Here is a 19,007-nt window from a genome sequence, read left to right as displayed (position 1 = left end):
AAAATTAAAATGAGTTTACTGTTTTACGAATCGCAACCAGCTTGGTCATTAATCCTTCAAAGTAATCCAGATGCAGCATGTTTGCTCCATCGCTTTTTGCATTTGCAGGATCAAAATGGGTTTCGATGAAAATACCATCAACGCCAACGGCAATTCCGGCCTTTGCAACGGTTTCGATCATGTCCGGTCTTCCTCCGGTTACTCCTACAGTTTGATTGGGCTGCTGTAGCGAGTGGGTTACATCCAGAACCGTAGTGGCATATTGCTGCATGGTAGGTATTCCTCTGTAGTCCACAATCATGTCCTGGTAACCAAACATCGTACCTCTGTCGGTAACCATTACGTTTTCATTATGGCAGTCCAATACTTTCTGAACAGCATGTTTCATGCTTTCCGGACTCATGAATTGTCCTTTTTTTAAGTTTACCGTTTTTCCGGTATTGGCTGCAGCGACAACCAAATCCGTCTGGCGTACTAAAAAGGCAGGAATCTGAAGGATATCTACATATTCTGCTGCCATAGTCGCATCGTGGATTTCGTGAATATCGGTTACTGTTGGTACACCGAATTCCTGAGATACCTTTTGCAGTATTTTTAACGCTTTTTCATCACCAATACCCGTAAAACTGTCAATTCTGGAACGGTTTGCTTTTTTGAAAGAACCTTTAAACACATAAGGAATTTCCAGTCTGTCGGTAATGGTTACTAATTTTTCGGCAATGCGCATTGCCATTTCTTCTCCTTCAATAGCACAAGGCCCGGCAAGTAAAAAGAAGTTTCCGCTGTTGGTATGTTTGATTTGCGGTATATTTTGTAAGTTCATAGTTGTTGTTTTCTTAAAAGTGTAGCAAATATACAACAAAAAAACCTTCTAATGAACGCATTAGAAGGCTGTAAATCTTATAAAATTCTTAAAATTATTGTGTTCTGGATGGGGATTTTTTAATAGATAGTCCTTTGGGGCACATTATTTTACCTTTTTCGAAAGTGTTAAAATAAAGCAGCAACGGCGTTTTCAATCCTTCCCAGCTTACGGAGTAGATGTTCAGCATTCCGGCACCCACACGATTGTGCTTGGTTGGAAACGGGCAGCAGGTGCCTTTTTTCTCAAATACCAGTTTTTGGCCATCAGGACCTTCCAGTCCGTTAAAGAAGAAGGCAACATTGGTTTTTTCCTGTGCTTCGGGTATAAAACCTATATTCACAGGATAATCCTCGTCATAACCGTATTTGGCATTATCGCTGTATTCGGTCAGCAGGAAATAATTGTCACGGACAACAGGGCGCTGTGCCGTATCGTCAATATTTTTAATAGTGGATTTTGTACTGATGCAGGAAGTAAGAAGCGTGCATCCCACGATGGCAAACCATATTTTTTTCATACTTATTTCGTGTTTTTGGTTTGGGTAAAATAGGCAACAATGGCAGCGGTTAAAACACCAATGGACAGTATGTTGAATATTCCCTGTGTTATAAAACTCTGCAGGTTAAAATAGCCGGTGGCAAAAGCACTGTTTTCAGGTTTTGATTTGGCCGCATTGGCAATAGCATTTTTAAAGAAATCAGGAGAAATAGATTCGTGGAAAATAAGCTGAACCAACGGACTGAAAGCCCCGATCAGCAGGGTTAGGATCGCTCCGGAAATAAACGCCTGTTTGTAGGTAATCGTACCGTTATAGAAACGGGTCTTTTTTTCTTTTAAAGCCAGGGTGTACAGGATAGCATAAACCAGTCCGAACGGAAGACAGATAAAAAAATAGCTGCTGATTTTTTCATCGTGAAAACCGGCCATTTTTTCAAAAACAATCCATAAAACGGCGATTACAGAAAAGATAATACTCCATTTTATTTCTACAGAAAACTTTTTCATCAAAAAGATAATTTAACGAATTCAAAGGTAGCAGAATATTTTGTTTGTAAAAAATTATGTAATCATTGTTACACAAAATACTGATTGAATAAGTACTTTTGCTGCAAATCAGTTTATTTATGGAAGTTATTTATGGAACATGGCCTTGGTATATTTCAGGTTTTTTGATCGGAATGATTATGCTGACGCTTATTTATTTTGGAAAAGCATTTGGAATGTCGTCCAATTTACGAACCCTTTGCAGTATTGCCGGAGCCGGAAGATTTGCTGAATTTTTCCGTTTTGACTGGAAATCGCAGCGATGGAACCTGGCCGTAGTTTTTGGCGCAATACTGGGCGGATTCGTTGCCGTACATTTTTTGAGTGACGGCAGCGGGGTAAACATCAATCCGCAAACAATCGAACAGCTGGCAGCTTTAAATATAGAAGCACCAAACGGGAAACTGGCTCCGGATTCGCTAATGGGATTTGAAGCAATGAAAAACCCTAAAACCTTTATTATCCTTTTGGCCGGCGGATTGTTGATCGGGTTTGGAACGCGTTATGCTGGCGGATGTACTTCCGGACATGCCATTTCCGGATTGAGTAATTTACAGCTTCCTTCGCTTATTGCCGTTATCGGATTTTTTATTGGCGGTTTAATTATGTCCCATTTTCTTTTACCCCTAATTTTTTAAGACAGCAGCATGAAATATTTAAAATTTATACTTGTAGGCTTTATTTTCGGAATTGTATTGACAAAATCGGAAGCCGTGTCGTGGTACCGTATCTATGAAATGTTCCAGTTTCAGTCTTTCCACATGTTTGGGATCATTATGGTTGCTATCGTAACCGGAGTGATCGGTATCCAGATCATCAAAAGAAAAGAAGTGAAAGATTTTAGCGGTGCGCCGATAAAAATTGAAGATAAAGAAAAAGGATTTACCCGGTATGTTATCGGTGGGGTTCTATTCGGATTAGGATGGGCGATGGTAGGATCTTGTCCGGGACCGATCTTTATCCTTATCGGAGCCGGATTCTGGGGTGCGGGAGTGATCCTTTTAGGAGCGCTTCTGGGAACGTATATCTATGGTTTGTTAAAAGATATACTGCCGCATTAAGAAGTAATAGTCATATAAAAAAGTCCCGGATTATCCGGGACTTTTTTATTGTATTTCAGCGCTCAAACCAGCGTCGAGTAATTGCAGACATTGTGGCTTTAAATCGGAATAAGCACCGGTTTTAACGGTACACTTTCCTGTGTAATGCACTAAAATAGCACATTGTTCCGCTTGTTCAGAAGTGTGGTCGCAAACCTGAATCAACGTGTCGATTACATGATCAAAAGTATTGACATCGTCATTAAACAAGATAATTTCATTGTTTAAGGATATCAATTCTTCAACGGCTACTTCTTCTAAAACTTTTTCTTTAACACTCATAATCAGAAGCTTACTTTAATTTTTTTAGCTAATTTACATATTTTAAAGATACCCAATTATTCTTTTGCAACTTTTTAACATACGTCAGTCCTTTTTCGGTACAGCTGGCATCGATAAACGGAATGTCCTCTTCATAGAATCCGCTTAACAGCAATATTCCGCCTTTGTTTAAACAGTTCACATACGCCTGCATGTCGTTTAAAAGGATGTTGCGGTTAATGTTGGCAATGATCAGATCATATTTCTGATCGGTTAACAAGGACGCATCCCCTTCATAAACGGTAATGTGTTTGCAGTTGTTACGTTCGGCATTTTCAATGGAATTCAGGTAACACCAGTTGTCAATATCGATGGCATCAATTGGCTGTGCGCCTTTCATTTCTGCCAGGATGGCAAGAATTGCCGTTCCGCAGCCCATATCGAGTGTTTTTAAGCCGGTAACATCCATTTCTAACAAATGCTGTGTCATCATAAAAGTAGTTTCGTGATGACCGGTTCCGAAACTCATTTTAGGTTCGATCACAATATCGTACTGCGCATCCGTTTTTTCGTGAAAAGGAGCACGGATATGGCAGATGCCGTCTACATCGATCGCTTCAAAGTTTTTCTCCCATTCTTCATTCCAGTTTACCTGTTCGATCTCTTCCATCGTGTATTCGATTTTGAATTCTTCCGAATGTAAAATCTGGATATCTTCCAGGATATTTTCGTGCCAAAGCTCTTTTTGAACGTAAGCAGAAAGCCCGTTTTCGGTTTCGATAAAACTTTCAAAAGCCGTTTCTCCCAATTCTGCAATCAGAATTTCGGAGCCTAACTCTTTGGGTTCCACAGTAAAATGGTATCCTATATAGTTGTTTTGCATAACATTAATTTTTCGCAAAGGTAACATTATCTTAATATCACAACGCAATAAATAACATTAGTTTTGCTCTCAAATAACACAACACTAACATGAGAAAATTACTAATAATTGTTTTGCTGCTCTTTGCTGTAGGTTTACAGGCACAGGACATCAAGATTTCTACCAAAGATAACGATTTAAAATTAGCGGCGCTTCCGTACTATAGCTACGGAAAAGGACTTGGAATTACTTCTGCCGACAGTTTATTTCAGTTAAACATCCGTTTCCGTATGCAAAACCGCATCGGGTACATCCAGAATGAAGGCGAAGATGCAGCCTATGACGGACAGATCCGCCGTTTGCGTCTGCGTTTTGACGGTTATGTAGGGAATCCTCACTTTTTATATGTGTTGCAATTATCGTTTGCACCGGGTGATGTAGGAGAAATTCATGAAGGCGAAAACATCAACATTATCCGTGATGCGGCCGTGATTTACCGTCCCAACAGAAACTGGAGTTTTACGTTCGGGCAAACGAAGATACCGGGGAACCGCCAGCGGGTGAACTCTTCGGGAGCTTTGCAGTTAACGGATCGTTCCATTAACAATGCGAAATTCAATATCGACAGGGATTTCGGTATTCAGGCATATTTCCTGAACGAGAAAAAAGATGCATTTTCGTATAATATTAAAACAGCCGTTACTACCGGAGAAGGGCGTAACTGGACGAAAAGCCCGGATAACGGAGTGGCTTTGACCGGTAAGATCGAATTGTTCCCGTTAGGATCGTTTACAAAAGACGGATCTAACTTTGAAGGGGATTTAGCGCGTGAAAAAACACCAAAACTATTGCTTTCCGGAGCTTTTCACCAAAATAACAATGCCCGCAGAACACAAGGACAGCTGGGTGACGATTTGTACCAGCAAAAAACAATGAAATCCTTTTTTGCAGATGCGATGCTAAAATACAACGGCTGGGCTGCTATGGCGACCTATATGTCCCGCACGGCTAACAATCCGATTGCCATTGATCCGCTTGATCCAACGCTAAGCAACTATGTTTATACCGGTAAAGGAATGGATTATCAGCTGAGTTATACGTTCCCGACAAATTATGAAATCATCGGGCGTTTTTCTACACAAACGGCTAATAAGGATATTAAGGCATTAACGCCGGATACGAATGAATATACTATCGGGGTGACGAAATACCTGTGGGAACATGCTTTTAAGCTGCAAACGGAGCTAACGTATGACCAGTTGGATTTTGCGAACGGAACAACTAAAAATAACTGGTATGTCCGTTTCCAGATAGAAATAGGAATTTAAAAAAGAACCTCAGTGCAAGCTGAGGTTTTTTTATGTTTTATCTTAACCGATAGCTTCGGTTTGCCGGATCAGTTCCCGGAATACCGCGGCAGATTTAGCCAGATGGATCTTCGGAGCCGATTGTCCGCTCCACAGGTTGGTAAAGTCTTTGTTGTTTTGCTGCTGCGCAATTTGCCGGAAGGCGGTCGTCAGACTGTTCTGAACAGGATAGGGCGGTATGCTTATCCCGGCCTTATCCAATGCGTCCATAAAACGGTTTTTAAGTCCGCGGGCCCATCGTCCTGAAAAAGTCCGGGTCAGTTCGCTGTCGGTGTCCTGAGCGGCTAAAACAGCCTCTTTATAAGCGGGAATCGCGATACTCTCATCGGTTGCGATAAAAGCCGTTCCGATCTGTACGCCGGATGCGCCCATGGCAAAAGCGGCTTTGATGGTTTTCCCGTTATTGATCGCTCCGGAAGCGAGAACCGGTTTGGCAATGTGATGCGTGATTTCCGACAGCAAAGCAGTCAGTCCGATTTGCGGAAGCGGTTTGTGCTCTAAAAAGGAGCCTCTGTGGCCGCCGGCTTCAATGCCCTGGGCAACGATCATGTCGATGTCTTTATTGTTCAAAAGCAGCGCTTCTTCCAGGCAGGTTGCCGTTCCGATCAATATAATGTGGTTTTCTTTCAGTTTCCGGATACTGTTGTCATCCAGGATGCCAAAAGTAAAACTGACAATAGGAATCTGCTCGTCAATGAGTACCGGGATTTGCTGCTGGTATGTGTAAAATGAAAATGCCGTTATGAGTGTTACCGGAAAAGAAATGCCGTTTTGTTTTCCTAAAGCTATCAGGAATTCCTGCATTTGCAGGGCATTTTCCGTATCGGTTTCCGGCAGGGAATGGGCAAACAGGTTAACGGCAAACGGTTTCTGGGTAAGCGATTTTGTTTTCCGGATCAGTTCCTTTGTCTTTTCCGGAGATAATCCGCCTACGGGAAGGGAGCCTAAACCGCCTTCATTGGAAACAGCGGCGACCATTTCGGGTGTGGTCACGCCAAGCATTGGAGCCTGGATAACAGGGTAGTGTATGCGGGCTGTTTTGGTAAGTTGATTTTCCCAGTTCATGGTGTGTCTTTTTAAATGAATTTGACACTCAAATTTAAGGAATCACGCTCAAAACCCTTGTAAATTTGTATTTGTTTAACGTTGGCTAAAAACCAAAAACCGGATCAGAAATGAATCCAATCCGGTTTTCTTCTAAAAATATAAATAAACTACTTCACAATTAATTTCTGTGTAATACCCTCAGCAGTACGGATAAGGTAAATACCCGCTGTTAGTTTTGAGGTGTTGATGGTTAAGGCATTTTTCTCCGACTGAATCAGTTTTCCGGAAAGATCGTATAACTGATAATCGGCTACACGGTTAAAATACACCAGACCTTTGTTTGACGGATTCGGGAATACCGTGAACGTTTTCGGTGCATTCGTAAAATCGTCATTGGAAAGGTTGGCGGTATTCACTTCATACATGCTGATCGTACCGCTTATTTCATTGGCTACAGCCACATAATTTTTCCCGGTAGGGCTGTTTGCTGCTTTAATGAACGTTACGCCTTCCGGACCTAAATCGCCGGAATAAGCAGAAACGCTGCGGCTGTTTTTATAGTCAACAAATTTCACATCGGCAGGATTGGTTACGTCATATACCATAACACCACCCACGCGTTCCAGTGTGATAAAGGCAAATGTTTTACCGGCAATTTCGGCTATGGTGATGCCTTCCGGCTCCGGACCTTTGGCGCGGCTTCTTCCTTTTTTAACGTTGTCCCCGTGATCGGCATTAAAAATAGGGCTGATGGAAGGGGTCATTGCAGTGTACATTTCAAAATCGTCACCACTGTCAAATACGATGGCTTTGGTATCGGCATTAAAAATAGAGAACGAACGGGCTCCTAATATTCTGATTTGTTCATAATCGGCATCGGCATCGGTGTTTCCGTTCAGGTTGGTCGCACGCAGTCTTCCGGCATTATGGTTTTGCTTTAAAACGGCAGCATTCGGGAAAACAGCCGGATCTAAAGTATAGGTATTGGCACCAATGGTTGTTCTTTCGGTAAGGCCGCTGTATTCTTTTTCATCACCTTCATTAGCTGTCAGCAGGTAAGTGGTTCCGCCAACGGTGTAGTTGGCTACGGCATCCGGAATATAATAGGCTTCAACCGGCCAGTTGGCAATCAATACTTCACTGTTGTTATCGGAAATGTCCATTCCGTTACCCGGAATACGAAGGTCTTTGGTGCCCAATGCCCAAACATCGGCAATGGATTTGGTGTTTAAATTGATTTCTGCAATAGCGTTGTTTTCCTGTAAGGTAACCCATGCTCTTTGAGAATCGGCGCTGATGGTAATGTATTCCGGTTCGAAATCCTGCGACAAAGTACTGCTGCTTTTGGTTTTACGAACACCGGAAGCAATCAGGGCACTTTCCTGTGCATTATAGGCCGTGAACAATAAGGTCGTTACATCGGATTGGGACAAGTTTGCGATTCCGCCGGAAATGTCAATGATGGAAACAGAACCTTCCGGGTCTACCGTATAGGCATCGTTTGGCTGTCCTTCGTTAGCAGTCAGTACTTTGGTACCGTCATGTGAAAAAGTAACCATATCCGGTAAAGCGCCTACTGTAACCTGTTTTAAAAAGTTTCCGTTCGTGTCAAAAAATACTACGGAACCGTTTAGTTGTTCGTTAGCGTTTGGAGAAGCCACAGCTACTACGCCATTTTTAACGGCTACGCTGGTGATTCCGCCATAAGACGCCATATTGATGGAGTTTACGACACTTAACGCTGCCGGATTGGAGAAATCGATTATTTCCAGCTTGTCGGCAATGGCACTAATGGTAAACAAACGCTGCGTGGCCGGGTCGTGTACCACAATTTCACAGGAACTGCTGCTGGCTCCGGAAGGGTCAAAACTTCCGATGTATTCCAGCTGGATGTCATTATTCGCTACTGGCGCCTGTTTGTCGTTATCTTTAATATACACCGTAGTCATCGGGTTACCGGTAATGCTTAATCCTACCGGGTTTTCAAGACTCAGCACAAAATATTCGGCATGCTGCTCTTCCAGAGTGTCGTCGATAATGGGAATCGAAACGGTCTGTGTAGTCGCACTGCCGGCTGTAAAATGCAGGGTCTGCGTGGCCAGTGTGAAATCTCCGGTATCAGCGGTACTAAAGGGGGTGGCTTTAACAACTAAATCTACCGAAGCATTAGATGGCGCGGTAAGGTTCAGGTTAAAGTTTAAAGTACCGTGGTTTTCATTTACCGTGATAAAATTGGAAGCCATTGCGATTTTGGTGTCAAAGGTAACGGTTGTAAATACGGCCGAAGGAGTAGTGGTAATCGCATTATCGTTAGTGTCTTCTATAGTGTTGGGTACAACCGCCACATAGTAGTTCTGACTGTTTGTTAAGGGTTGTACAGGGGCAATGGTGATCACATTATTGCTGATCGTGGCATCAAAAGGTACCGGAGCTCCGGAGGCATTTCCCAAACGCAATTCCACAAGAGCATCAACATTTGTATTGTTGATAGGGGAATTATCTGCCAAACGGATAGCCTCATTGAAAGAGATCGTAGGTTGGGATGTTATGGCAACGTTTGTGGCATTGTTTGCCGGTAAAAAGGTGGCTACCGGAGCCGTAGTGTCTGTACCTCCTGCAATTGTTCCGGTGATGGTCAGGTTATCGAAACGGTTGTTTCCGCTGGATCCTGCCGCAGTTGTTCCGCCAAAATCTATTTTAAGGGCAAAGTTGGGATTGTTGGCAACACCTGTAATTCCCGAAAAGTCAAGTGTGACCACTTCATATGTAGGTTCTGTTTGAGGCGAATAGGAAGTAACGGTTAATCCGGTGGTGATAAAATCGGTTCCGTTAAGCGTATAGGAATAATTCTGAACAGATGCTCCCTGTGTTGTTCTGGTCGTTGCAAACTTGATGATGATGTTCTGATAGCCGGTTGTTGGGGCTGTTACCAAAAGCGAACGGGTATTGCTGGGATTTCTGGGACGTAATCCCAATCCGGCAGCATCACCGTTTTGTGCATTCAGAACGGATCCGGCCACATTGTCCATATATCCTGCTCCGGTTCCGGGATAGCTAATCGCGGTTCCGGTTGGCAAAAGGGAAGCATCAGGAGCAACAGTATTCAGGTTACCGGAAGGCAGCGCATTAAAGTTCCAGTAATGGAGCTGCGTTTGTCCCCAGGTAAAGGTCGTTCCCATAAAGAGAAATAACCGTAGTAAATTCTTTTTAGTAGTGTAGTGTTGTGTCATTTGGTTGTGTGTTTTTTACTGGCTACAAAAGTCAATGCTTCAGGTTATGTAAATATTACCGAATAAATAAATGGATGTGACGGAATGTTTAAGAATAGGTTAGCAATGTAAACAGACCGTTTTAAGGTAAGCCGGTTGTGATAATTCTGTGTAAATGAATCCGGAAATGTTATAAGACTTTTTTTATTAAAAGAAGGCTTTAAGAAAGCTTTATGATTTTTAACAGCTACTAAATATTAAGTTAAAAAGCGTTAATCAGATTTTGTTTTTAAGTACTTTTGCGACAATTTATAAAAAAACAAATCCAACTTACCATGGGTAAAAAAATATTCTCTTTTTTGTCTTCCACGCGTTTAATGGCTTTCTTATTTGTTTTTTTTGCAGCGGCAATGGCTGTAGGAACTTTTATTGAAAGCGAATATAATACCACAACGGCCAGAATCCTGATTTATAATACCAAATGGTTTGAGGGAATCATGGCAATCTTTGTGATTAATTTCTTCGGAAATATTAAACGTTACCAGCTGCACAAAAAGGAAAAATGGGCAACATTACTGCTTCACCTGTCTTTTATTTTTATTATTCTGGGTGCTTTTATCACCCGTTATATCAGTTATGAAGGGGTGATGCCAATCCGTGAAGGAGAAACTGCGAACCAGATCTTTTCCGATAAAACCTATTTAACGGTTTTTGTAGACGGTGATTATCAGGGGGAAATGAGAAGAAGAACCTTTGAAAAGCATTTGTTGTTGTCGCCGGTTACCAATAATGATTTTTCTATTGATAAAAAATTCAACGAAACACCTTTTGAAATCGAATATAAAGATTTCGTAATGGGTGCTAAAGAGGTGATCAAACCTTCCGAAAACGGAACCTTATTCCTGAAATTAGTTGAATCGGGCGATGGAACCCGTCATGAACACTACCTGAAAGCAGGAGAAGTTCAGAACATCCACAATGTATTATTTGCGTTTAACAAACCTACTGACGGCGCGATCAATATTGCTTTGGAAGGGGATAAGTATACAATTAAGTCACCTTTTGAAGGTGATTTTATGCGAATGGCAGACCAGATGAAAGGGAAAGTGGCTAAAGATGCTACGCAGGACCTGATGTTCCGTTCGCTATACAATATGGGCGGTACGCAGTTTGTATTGCCGGAACCGGCTATGAAAGGAGTTGTCGCTTTTGAATCGAACAACGATTTTAAAGATGATAAAAAAGACGATGCTTTGGTATTAACGGTTCGTGTGGACGGTAAAGAAAAAGAAGTGACCTTACTTGGTGCCAAAGGTAAAATGGGAGTTCCGAACTCTTTTAAACTGGGTAACCTGGAGTTTACAATGATGTATGGTAGTAAAGTGTACCAGACACCTTTCAGTATTAAATTGAATGATTTTATTGCCGATAAATATCCGGGAACAGAAAAAAGCTATTCTGCTTTTGAAAGTAAAGTTACCGTGATAGACGGCGCCGAAAACTTCGATGCCCGTATTTATATGAATAATATTCTGGATCATAAAGGATACCGTTTCTTCCAGGCTTCTTTTGACCCGGATGAAAAAGGTACCGTACTTTCTGTAAACCACGATAGCTGGGGAACGAATATTACTTATTTGGGTTACTTCTTACTATACATTGGTCTTATGGCAATTTTATTTGATAAAAACACCCGTTTTGGCGATTTAAAACGCAAATTGGAAAAAGTAAAAGCGAAAAAAGCCAAAATGCTTTCGCTGATTGCTTTGTTTGTTTCGTTTGCCGGTTTTTCCCAAAACCACATGCACCAGAAACCTACAGACAAGCAGGTGGATTCTTTACTGTCTAAATACAAAGTAAGTGAAGAACAGGCAGAAAAATTCGGCCGATTGGTCATCCAGGATCTTGGAGGGCGAATGAAGCCTATCAATACCTTCTCTTCGGAATTATTGCGAAAAGTGAGCAAACAGGATCATTATAAAGGAATGAATTCCGACCAGACATTCCTTTCCATGACGCAATTCCCGCAGGTGTGGTACAATGTTCCGATGATCTACCTGAAGAAAGACAATGACAGTATCCACAAACTGATCGGGGTTCCGGTTGGTGAAAAATATACTTCCCTGGTAAATTTCTTTGACGATAGAGGAAACTATAAACTGACAAAAGTATTGGACGAAGCTTATAAAGCGGCTGTACCAAATCAGTTCCAGAAAGATTTTATCGAAACCGATAAAAAAGTAAACTTATTGTATTCGGCGTTAAGCGGACAGATTCTAAAAGTATTCCCTGTTCCGGGTGATGCAAATAATAAATGGGTTTCTTACCTGGAAATAAACGAGCACACCAATTCGGCTCTGGATTCGATTAAAAACGTTATTCCGTATTATCTGAGCAGTATTGATAAAGCTGCCGTTACCGGCGATTATAAGCTTTCCAACAGCCTGTTGAAAGGATTGGAAAACTACCAGATAAAATACGGCTCAAAAGTGCGTCCGAGCGAAAAGAAAATCGATTCGGAGATCCTGTATAACAAATATGATATTTTCAAGAAACTGTTCTCGTGGTATATGTATGCCGGAGTATTGATGTTCCTGTTTGTAATCATCAAAATTTTCAATGCGAATAAAACGGTTAACATCCTGGTTAAAATCAGCCATGCGATCATTGCCATATTGTTTGTGCTGCACACCGTAGGTTTGATTTTTCGTTGGTATATCTCGGGGCACGCGCCGTGGAGTGATGCTTACGAGTCGATGATATACGTAGGATGGGCGACCATGCTGTTCGGACTTGTTTTCGGAAGAAAATCGGAATTAACGGTAGCTTCTACAGCTTTTGTGGCGGCAATGATATTAATGGTGGCACACTGGAACTGGATGGATCCTGCTATTGCCAATTTACAGCCGGTACTGAATTCGTATTGGTTAATGATCCACGTAGCGGTAATTGTAGGTAGCTACGGACCGTTTACGCTGGGAATGATATTAGGTTTGGTAGCGTTATTACTGATGATCTTTACCAACGAGAAGAACAAAGCCAAAATGGATCTGAATATTAAGGAGATTACCTATATCAATGAAATGGCTTTAACGGTTGGTCTGGTTATGCTTACTATCGGTAACTTCTTAGGAGGACAATGGGCAAATGAAAGCTGGGGACGTTACTGGGGATGGGATCCGAAAGAAACTTGGGCTTTGGTGAGTATCATGGTATATGCCTTTGTGATTCACATGCGTTTTGTTCCGGCTTTAAGAGGAAAATGGATTTATAACCTGATTAGTGTATTGGCGTTCTATTCGATCTTAATGACCTATTTCGGGGTGAATTTCTACCTGACCGGATTGCACTCTTATGCGAAAGGGGACAAAGTGGTAACACCTAATTTTGTGTACTATTCCGTTGCTTTTGTAGCCATACTGGGAACAGCGGCTTACTTTAAAAACAAAAAATACCTGCATAAATAGCCCGTATTTTAAAACGATAATTCCAAAAGCTGCCTGAAAAGGCGGCTTTTTTTATATGTGTTAATTAAAAATAGTTTGTTTTTTAATAGTGTTAATTTAATTTGTTATTAACATTTTTTGAAGTATAAACTTTTTAATTTTATGCTGCAAATCACAAAACAACAACATTATGAAAAAAGTAGTTTATTTAGGTCTGGCTTTGTTATTTTCAATGGCGGTATCGGCTCAGGAAACTGAGAAAAAAGCCGAAAAGAAAGTGAATGAAGCGAAAAAGGAAATGAAGCAGGATATGAAAAAAGCTGATAAGAAAATGGATAAAGCAGCTAAGGATATGAAGTCGGATGCGAAAGATATGAAGGCAGACATGAAATCGGAAGCAAAGGACATGAAGAAAAAAGCCGATAAGAAGGCAGACAAAATGACTTCTGATGTAAAAGAAGAAATAAATAAGAAATAATATAAAAAAAAGCTACTGATCAGTAGCTTTTTTTTATTCGGTATAGTCCAGATCTTTATTGTGTGTTTCGGCTATTGTAAGGGTTGCATAAATGGCCAGTGTGAACACAACCAGGCCAACTATAGCGGCGGCGGCAATTACCCCGTTACCGACCTTCAGATGGTCGAATGCCAGCAACATTACAGGAAGCAGGCCGCGAACCATATTGGGTATCGTGGTGGCCGCGGTACTCCTGATGTTCGTTCCGAACTGTTCGGCACCGACCGTGACAAACATCGCCCAGTAGCCGGTTCCCAGTCCAAGCCAGGCACAATAAAAGTAATACATATTCTCCGATTTTGTTCCGCCAAAAAGCATCAGCAGTACGCCGATTATGGTAAACAGCATCATATAAAAAATAGCTTTCTTCCGGGAACGAAGCAATTGCGAAATGATACCGCTGGCAAAATCGCCGGCCGATATTCCCACATAGGCCCACATAATGGCTTTTCCGGGTACTATTTCCCCAATGCCGAAAGACGGGGCAAACTGATTACCCATTACGGCCAGTATGCCTACACAAAACCAGGTGGGCAGCCCGATCGCAATACACTTTACATATCGTATAAAGCGTTCTTTATTGGTGAAAAAAGAAAGGAAATTGCCTTTTTGTATGTCGGCTTCGTGTTCAATATCTTTATAAATACCGGATTCCATAACGCCCACGCGAAGGAATAACAGGAACAGGCCTAAGGAACCGCCGATAAAATAGGCATACGTCCAGTCACCGGCAAGTTCTACCGTTAATTGGGCAACTACGGCACCCAGTAAGCCAAATCCGGCAACAATGGACGTTCCGATAGCCCGAAGCTCCTTTGGAAGCGATTCTGATACCAGCGTGATTCCGGCTCCGAGTTCGCCGGCTAAACCCAATCCGGCTATAAACCGTAAAATGGCATAGGTGGTCGCTTTATCCTGAAAAGGAAGTATCGGCAGGAAACCGCAGAGAATGTTTGCCAGGGAATATACCAATATGGAACCAAAAAGTACGGACAGTCTGCCTTTTTTATCACCCAGCATTCCCCAGACAATTCCGCCTATCAGCAGGCCTACCATCTGAAAATTCAGGATCATCGTCCCGACATTGTCCACATCCAGTCCGAGGGCTTTTAAACTGGGCACCCGGACAATCCCGAACAGCAGTAAATCATAAATGTCTACAAAGTAGCCTAAAGCGGCAACAATTACAGGAAAAGAGAGTAAATGTTTAATTTTTTCAGAGTCCATTTATATTTTTCGGTTAATTACTACCAAAAATATAAATTATTGTTATCCGTGATTCTTTTTTAGCCGGATATTTTTTGGCTGTTTTCCAAACTGTTAATTGGATCGGAACACACTCAACCGTGCCATATCAAGTTTATTTTCTTTATAGAAATCCGTTGCTTTGGGAAGCAGCTTTTTAAGCTCCCCGGTATTGTTTGTTTTCTGATTGTAGAGCAGCTCAGAATACAGTATGTCGGCTTTGTCGTCGTTGTCTTTAGTGCTGCTGCGCAATTTGTCTATTTTGGCTTTGATCGCTGCAAAACTATTCTTGTCTTTTACGATATCCAGAAAATTATTGATGATATAAGTCGCCCCGCCAATTTCTTCACCTTCTGTCATTTTTGTGAAAAGCGCTAAGGCTTCCGGTTCGCGGCCTTCTTTTATCAGTACTGCGGCTTCCTGCTGCCATAAAAAGGCATCCGGATTGGTACTGAGTCCTGTTTTCAGAATAAGCTCTTTAGCGGACTTTATTTTAGCGAGATTCCAGTTCTTTTTGTCGTCGCTGTTAATCGTTTTTAAAAGAATGTCCTGCAATACTTTAATTTCGGTGCCTTCTTTGGCACCTTTTTCAAATCCTTTTAGCTTATCGGTATTGTTTGCCCAGTAGGTGAAAAATCCGTTATCGATCGAAGTGACACAATTTTTCATGATGGTATAGCTTTTTTGGGTCGCCAGCTGGTCTTTTGGAAAAGCATCGTAAAGATTTTCGGCAAGACGTTTGGTCAGGCGGTCGTCTTTATAGAGCTGTGCCAGATTGGAATAGGCGTAGAGCGTTCGCACGCTTTTATCGCCGGAATTGTATTTTTTGGCAAGACTTCCGGTGCGTTCCTCCGGATTCAGGGCTATTTTTCCCACCCCATTAATCAGGTAATCCATATCCGGTTTGGCACCCGAACAATGTACCAGGTTATCTTCCGTATCGAAAAACAGAAAATAAGGAACACTTTCCAGCTGCAGTTTGGATTTGGCAATGTATAAACTGTCTTCCTTTTTCATGCTCTCGGTATTCATCCGGTAGCTCACAAAATTGCTGTTGTAAAAATCACCCATAGCGGCTTCTTTAAATACCGGATCGAGTGTTTTGCATACGGTGCAATTGGAATTGTAATATTCTATAAACAGGAGTTTGTTTTCTTTTCTGGCTTTACTGAGTGCGCCGTTAAGATCAGGCTCAAAGCTGATGCCCTGCGCGCTGGCAGTTAATAACGTGCATAAAAAAAGAATAGCCGAAGTTATTGTTCTGATCATGTGATAACGGTTTTGAATGTTGAAAGTAGTGCCTACTGAAAAGCAGTATAAATTTACCATTATCCTGAGAAATAAGGAGAATGATACGGATGGATTAACAGTTTTTTAGGACAACCCGGCCGTAGCTCCGTTTTTTTTAATCCAACTGCCAATGTGCTTTGTTTGCCGGTAAGGACACTGGTTACCGTTTTTTACAGCAGCGGTATAATATTATTTTTATCATAACATCTTGTTAATGTGTATACTAAAAGTATAATTCCTGACGTTTTTACAGGATGGATTTGCCTGATATTGACAGGTGAATTTTTAAAGTTAGTTTCCTGTTACCGGTATAATGAGGAATTCAGCTTTACTACATCTTTTCTTCGTTATGTTACATATTTGAACAGGATGCTTTCAAGGTTATTTTTTGAGATCATTCAAGCGGTAATTTTACGGTAATCAAAAAACAACATTACGATGGAAACCAACTTCAATATACTGTCCATTTGGGATGGGGAAACAAAAGCAAGGACCTTTTTTCAGAGGCTTTTCTTCAGGCGGACTAAGGAGGAAAACAAGCCGCTTAGTACGCCAAAGATCATAGGGAAAGCTTGTGAAGGAATCGTTCTGGGCGGAAAAACAATAAAATCGGTGTTGTTTTCTACGGATATGGCACTGATTGAAAATAATGATGCCGATGCGGTATTGGCAGTTTATCCTTTTGCGCCTTCTCCAAAAATTATGAAGGCATTAATTGACTTCTCCGACAAACCGGTAATCTGTGGTGTAGGAGGGGGACTAACACAGGGGAAGGTAGCAATTGGAATGGCCATAGAGGCGGAAGCATTGGGCGCCGCCGCGATTATTGTTAACCAGCCTTTTAAAAATGAGCATATCGCCGCCATCAGGAAAAAAATCAGCATACCGATTATTTCCAGTGTTTCGGTAGCCGATTTTTCGTTTCAGGACCGCGTGGATGCGGGCGTGGATATTTTTCACATTACCGGCGGAAAAAACACCAGTAAAATCTTAGAGCATATCGCTTATGCCGTTCCGGGTTATCCGGTTATGGCAACCGGCGGAAAAAGTATGGACAGTATTGAAAGCGCCATCGAATCGGGAGCCGATGCCATTGTTTTAACACCACCTTCCAGTGGCGAACTGTTTAAGAACATCATGGATCAATACCGGAAAGGACTTAACTTTTTAAGGAAATAACCGCAACAGACAGCTCCATTGCATTGCCCCTTACCCTTTGCCCATTGCCTTTTCCCTCTTGCCCCTTGCTTTTTTACTAATTCCCCCTTGCCTTTTGCTTTTTATCTTTTCCCCTTTCCCCGCTACTTTCCATTAAAAAACCTGTTAAAATACAAAAGCTGTATTTCCGCTGCTTCCGACCAATAGGCGGTGTCGTGTTTGCCCAAACGTTCCATATATTCGTGTGGGATTGCCTGATCCGTCAGCAGCTGGTGGAAAGTCCTGTTTTGGGTAATTAAGGGGTCTTCGGTACCGCAGTCCAGAATTAGCTGCTGGTTGCTGGTCTTAAAATAGGCTATTCGGTTGCTGATGACATATTGCTCCCAAAGTTTGCTTTTTGGCCCCAACACTTTATCCACCTGGTAATCGTTTCCGAACGTTCGAATATCCAGAGCACCGCAGATGCTTCCTAAAATTCCAAAGGTCTGGCTGTACTGACTGCCGATCAACAGCGTGCCGTATCCACCCATGCTCCAACCCAGTAACCCTCTGTTGCTGCGGTTTTTCAGCGTTGGATAATGCTTGTCGATATAGGTTACCAGTTCCGAACCAATAAATGTTTCGTACTGAGAAGCCTGATTTACCGGACTATTCACATACCAGCTGTTGTAGTTGCCATCGGGCAAAACAAAGATCGTTTGTTCCTTATCGGCACGGTTTACCAGTGTCGGGATGTCTTTTTCAAGAGTTCGCTGCGGATTGCCGGTGTAACCGTGAAGAATGTAAATCGTGTTGGAAAGCTGTGTGGTAACGGATGGCGATATTACAATCACGCTGATTTCCTTTTTCATGGAAGGGCTGTAAACCTTAATGGTTTCGGTTGTACTGGCCTGGATGGTGATTCCTGTCAGGAAAAGAAGAAAGCTGAAAAAATGTTTCATGACTTTATAATTTGAATTAGTATTACCGCAAAGTTCCTGCGATTTCAATTGTAAAGCCTTTACATATGTTGAGGTTTATAAACTTAATTCTTTTCGGATCCGGCTGAGCTGCGTGGGGGTGATTCCCAGGAAAGAAGCGATATGGTGTTGTTTGATCCGGTTTTGAATGGCTTTGTATTCCTCTAAGAAGCGCAGGTAGCGTTCTTTGGCAGTGTCATATTTTAACGAGATTTCGAGGTTCTCTTTGGCAACGACCCAGTTTTTTTCCAGATACCGGAGCTGGAACATCGCCAGATCGTGGTGGGTATCAAATAAGGCTCTGAATTTTGCCGCCGGAAATTGTATATAATCACAATCTTCGAGCGCAACAATAGCGAACTGGCTGGGCGTTTCCTGAATAACTGCCGATGTTGAAGCTACTAAAGAATGTTCGGCAAAGAATTTTTTGATAATACTGTCCCCGTTACTGGCAATAAAATAATAGGCGAGCAGTCCATGGTTGATAAAATAATAATGCTTCGGAACTTCTCCGATCCTTAGCAGGTAATCATTTTTTTTGATTTTCTTATGCTGAAATAAAGAAAGTAATGCCGCTTTGGTTGTTTCCGACAGGGGATAGTATTCCGACATTTTTTGCAACAGCTCTTCCATAGTA

Annotated in this window: 17 protein-coding genes; 6 read left to right on the top strand and 11 right to left on the bottom strand. The window is 41.9% G+C overall.

What is annotated here, in order from left to right:
• Positions 1-4: 4 nt before the first annotated feature.
• The 3 genes from kdsA to BGO42_RS08440 form a co-directional block, all read right to left on the bottom strand.
• Positions 5-823: a 3-deoxy-8-phosphooctulonate synthase gene (gene kdsA / locus BGO42_RS08450; protein WP_177734986.1), complete on the bottom strand. Its 819-nt coding sequence runs from the start codon at positions 821-823 to the stop codon at positions 5-7.
• A 94-nt stretch (positions 824-917) separates the two neighbouring features.
• Positions 918-1,382, bottom strand: coding sequence for a 2-dehydro-3-deoxyphosphooctonate aldolase (locus BGO42_RS08445; RefSeq protein WP_177734984.1), 465 nt, complete (start codon positions 1,380-1,382; stop codon positions 918-920).
• Between the two features lie 2 nt (positions 1,383-1,384).
• Positions 1,385-1,870, bottom strand: a complete 486-nt coding sequence (locus tag BGO42_RS08440) for a DUF4199 domain-containing protein (protein WP_273245372.1) — start codon at positions 1,868-1,870, stop codon at positions 1,385-1,387.
• Positions 1,871-1,989: 119 nt separating this feature from the next.
• On the opposite strand from BGO42_RS08440, the gene BGO42_RS08435 reads away from it, so the two are divergent.
• Positions 1,990-2,547 carry a YeeE/YedE family protein gene (locus BGO42_RS08435; RefSeq protein WP_177734979.1) on the top strand — a complete coding sequence of 186 codons (558 nt, stop codon included), beginning with the start codon at positions 1,990-1,992 and terminating at the stop codon, positions 2,545-2,547.
• A gap of 9 nt (positions 2,548-2,556) precedes the next feature.
• Positions 2,557-2,970, top strand: coding sequence for a DUF6691 family protein (locus BGO42_RS08430; protein WP_177734977.1), 414 nt, complete (start codon positions 2,557-2,559; stop codon positions 2,968-2,970).
• Positions 2,971-3,015: 45 nt separating this feature from the next.
• On the opposite strand, the gene BGO42_RS08425 is transcribed toward BGO42_RS08430, so the two are convergent.
• Positions 3,016-3,291: an ATP-dependent Clp protease adaptor ClpS gene (locus BGO42_RS08425; protein WP_177734975.1), complete on the bottom strand. Its 276-nt coding sequence runs from the start codon at positions 3,289-3,291 to the stop codon at positions 3,016-3,018.
• Positions 3,292-3,319: 28 nt separating this feature from the next.
• Entirely contained in the window at positions 3,320-4,153 is an 834-nt protein-coding gene (gene prmA / locus BGO42_RS08420; protein ID WP_177734973.1) for a 50S ribosomal protein L11 methyltransferase, read from the bottom strand.
• Positions 4,154-4,242: 89 nt separating this feature from the next.
• On the opposite strand from prmA, the gene BGO42_RS08415 reads away from it, so the two are divergent.
• Positions 4,243-5,460, top strand: a complete 1,218-nt coding sequence (locus BGO42_RS08415) for a porin (RefSeq protein WP_273245376.1) — start codon at positions 4,243-4,245, stop codon at positions 5,458-5,460.
• 42 nt (positions 5,461-5,502) lie between these two features.
• Here BGO42_RS08415 and BGO42_RS08410 read toward each other — a convergent pair whose 3' ends face one another.
• On the bottom strand, positions 5,503-6,564 hold the full coding sequence (locus tag BGO42_RS08410; RefSeq protein ID WP_273245378.1) for an NAD(P)H-dependent flavin oxidoreductase: 1,062 nt from the start codon (positions 6,562-6,564) through the stop codon (positions 5,503-5,505).
• Positions 6,565-6,713: 149 nt separating this feature from the next.
• Positions 6,714-9,776 carry a choice-of-anchor I family protein gene (locus BGO42_RS08405; protein WP_273245380.1) on the bottom strand — a complete coding sequence of 1,021 codons (3,063 nt, stop codon included), beginning with the start codon at positions 9,774-9,776 and terminating at the stop codon, positions 6,714-6,716.
• A gap of 314 nt (positions 9,777-10,090) precedes the next feature.
• On the opposite strand from BGO42_RS08405, the gene BGO42_RS08400 reads away from it, so the two are divergent.
• Positions 10,091-13,222, top strand: a complete 3,132-nt coding sequence (locus tag BGO42_RS08400; protein WP_177734965.1) for a cytochrome c biogenesis protein — start codon at positions 10,091-10,093, stop codon at positions 13,220-13,222.
• Positions 13,223-13,391: 169 nt separating this feature from the next.
• Positions 13,392-13,679: a hypothetical protein gene (locus BGO42_RS08395; RefSeq protein WP_273245382.1), complete on the top strand. Its 288-nt coding sequence runs from the start codon at positions 13,392-13,394 to the stop codon at positions 13,677-13,679.
• Positions 13,680-13,712: 33 nt separating this feature from the next.
• Here the strand turns inward: BGO42_RS08395 and BGO42_RS08390 are convergent, their stop codons facing one another.
• Both BGO42_RS08390 and BGO42_RS08385 read right to left on the bottom strand, forming a co-directional pair.
• On the bottom strand, positions 13,713-14,945 hold the full coding sequence (locus BGO42_RS08390; RefSeq protein ID WP_177734953.1) for an MFS transporter: 1,233 nt from the start codon (positions 14,943-14,945) through the stop codon (positions 13,713-13,715).
• Positions 14,946-15,038: 93 nt separating this feature from the next.
• Entirely contained in the window at positions 15,039-16,232 is a 1,194-nt protein-coding gene (locus BGO42_RS08385; protein WP_273245384.1) for a thioredoxin family protein, read from the bottom strand.
• Positions 16,233-16,691: 459 nt separating this feature from the next.
• On the opposite strand from BGO42_RS08385, the gene BGO42_RS08380 reads away from it, so the two are divergent.
• The gene (locus BGO42_RS08380; protein WP_177734948.1) at positions 16,692-17,432 is read left to right on the top strand and encodes a hypothetical protein; all 741 of its coding nucleotides are present in this window, start codon (positions 16,692-16,694) and stop codon (positions 17,430-17,432) included.
• A 122-nt stretch (positions 17,433-17,554) separates the two neighbouring features.
• Here the strand turns inward: BGO42_RS08380 and BGO42_RS08375 are convergent, their stop codons facing one another.
• Positions 17,555-18,352, bottom strand: a complete 798-nt coding sequence (locus BGO42_RS08375) for an alpha/beta hydrolase (RefSeq protein WP_273245387.1) — start codon at positions 18,350-18,352, stop codon at positions 17,555-17,557.
• Between the two features lie 75 nt (positions 18,353-18,427).
• On the bottom strand, positions 18,428-19,003 hold the full coding sequence (locus BGO42_RS08370) for a Crp/Fnr family transcriptional regulator (protein ID WP_273245389.1): 576 nt from the start codon (positions 19,001-19,003) through the stop codon (positions 18,428-18,430).
• Between the last annotated feature and the right edge of the window lie 4 nt (positions 19,004-19,007).

This window comes from Flavobacterium sp. 40-81, from assembly GCF_001898245.1.
GTDB classification, from domain to species: Bacteria; Bacteroidota; Bacteroidia; order Flavobacteriales; family Flavobacteriaceae; genus Flavobacterium; species Flavobacterium inviolabile.
The sequence above is the reverse complement of the archived record's forward strand: the minus strand, read 5'-3'. Positions and strand labels throughout refer to the sequence as shown.